1 protein-coding gene and 1 pseudogene are annotated in these 1925 nt (G+C 73.6%); both read right to left on the bottom strand.

Translation table 11 applies throughout. The features are described from left to right. Positions 1–888, bottom strand: a pseudogene (locus tag E1200_RS32965) (hypothetical protein); the annotation flags it as partial. A gap of 52 nt (positions 889–940) precedes the next feature. Continuing rightward, positions 941–1925, bottom strand: a 985-nt coding sequence (locus E1200_RS32960) for an AAA family ATPase (RefSeq protein ID WP_207933671.1), incomplete at its 5' end; no start/stop codon positions are given.

Here is a 1925-nt window from a genome sequence, read left to right as displayed (position 1 = left end):
GGGCTGGTCGGGGTTGACGCCCAGGATCCGGCACCAGCGCCGCCCCAGGTCCATCATGGTGTCGCCGTCGTCATCGCCGGTGGCGTGCGCGAGGTGCCACATTGCGGCCAGTGCGCTCAACCGGCTGGGTCCGAGGACGTCCAGGACGGCGTCGGCCAGAGGCTTGGTTTCTGCCGGTTCGAGTATCCCGGCGTCAGTGCGGGCCAGGATCAGGGCGGCGGCGCGTCCGGCGTTCCATGGCGTCATCGCCGCGTGCGGTGTCGTGACCGGCGGGGCGGCCGATGGGGTGCTCGGCGCACCGGTCGCAGCGCCACCGGACGGCGCGGGCGCGCCGGTGGCTGCCCCGGTGGGTGGGGTGATGAAGTCGGCCAGGACGAGGCTGGTCACGCATGCACGGATCCAACGGCGGTCGGCGGGGCGACGACGAATCTGGGCCACCTCGATCCGCGACTCTTCCAGGGCAACGGCTGCGGCGGCTGCGGCGGCGGACGCGCCGTCCGGGATCGCCCAGCGGGTGTGGGTGGCGTGGGCGGCCTCGTGGGTGAGCACGCCCCACATGGCCGGGTAGCGGTCCCGGTCGGTGGGCCATGCCGGGTCGCACGTGCCCGGGTCCTGTCGCAGGTGGATGCCGTCGAGTTCGATGGTGGCAAGCGCCGGGACGTAGCAGCCGGGTGCGCCTCGTCCGAGGCCGGGTGCGCACTGCACGGTGAGGTCTTCGCGGTCGGTCAGGTCGGTTACGGCTTCGGTGAACGCGGCCGAGAGCCGCAGCCACGCCCCGCTGAGCCCGGTCACCGGCGCCGGTGGCGCGGGGGCGGTGCCCGGTCCGGTGCCGGACGGTGCGGCGGTCGTGGCGACGGGTGCGGGTGCGGGGATGACGTGCGTTGCCATGGGTTCCTCCGGTGAGTAGGGCGCGGTCGTATTCGGGCGGGTGCGGGGCGGGTTAGACCTGCTGGCCGAGGGCGAGTGGGGCGACGGCGCGTCCGTAGACGGAACTGACGACCTCGGCGACCACGTCGCGGTCTTCTTCGGGGGCGACGCCGAGAAGGTTGGCCACCGCCGCCTCGTCCCCGAGGACACCGGCGACCTTTTGGAAGTTGATCAGTTCGCGCAGTTGCGGGGCCCAGCCGATCTCGCCGGATTCCTGACGGCGGGCCAGGTTGCGCGCGACGCGCACGGCGCGCGGTGCGATATCCAGGGCGCGGGCCAGGTCGTAGTCGGTCGACACCCGGATTTGCGCGGCGAACCGGGAGGCCAGGGCCTCGGTGAGCACGGCGCCGTGCACGCCCGGGTTGTGTCCGGCGACCACGTAGAACCCCTCGGCGGCGGTGATCGTCTCGCCTTTGTGCGCCTTGACGGTGATCTGCCGCCGCCCGTCCATGGCCGGGTACACCACGGCCAGCACCTTGGGTGAGATGAGGGTGGCGTCATCGATGAGCAGGGCGCGGCCCTCGGTCATCGCCGTGACCAGCGGCCCGTAGACGAACTCATAGCCCCCGCCCGGGGCCTGGGTGTACTCGCCCACGAAATCGGCCACGGCGGTGTCACCGTCACCGGCGACGGTGATCAGGTCCGGGAACGCGGCCTCGACCAGGGACGTCTTCCCGGTCCCGGGAGGCCCGTACAACATGGCCGGGACGGACGCCTCCCGCAGCTTGCGCAGCGCCGCCACGTCCGGCAGGTCCGCCAACCGGCGCGGGTGATAGGTCTGTCCGTTCGGCCGCACCACCGGCCCACCCGCACCCTTCCCGCCCGTAGCGGCGGCCTTCCCCGACCCGCTCGACGTGGCGGGTGTCGGGGCGGGTGCGGACTTGGGCGGCGCGGCGGCGGGCGCGGCGGCGGGCGCGGATTTGGGTGCGGGTGTCGTGCGGGCGGGTGCCGTGCCGCCGCCTTTGAGGGCCTCGGCGGTGGTCGTGGTGGCCCGGTAG

The sequence above is a fragment of the Actinomadura sp. GC306 genome, assembly GCF_004348665.1.
Classification (GTDB): Bacteria; Actinomycetota; Actinomycetes; order Streptosporangiales; family Streptosporangiaceae; genus Spirillospora.
Note: the sequence above shows the minus strand (reverse complement) of the source record. Positions and strands in the feature narration are given on the sequence as shown.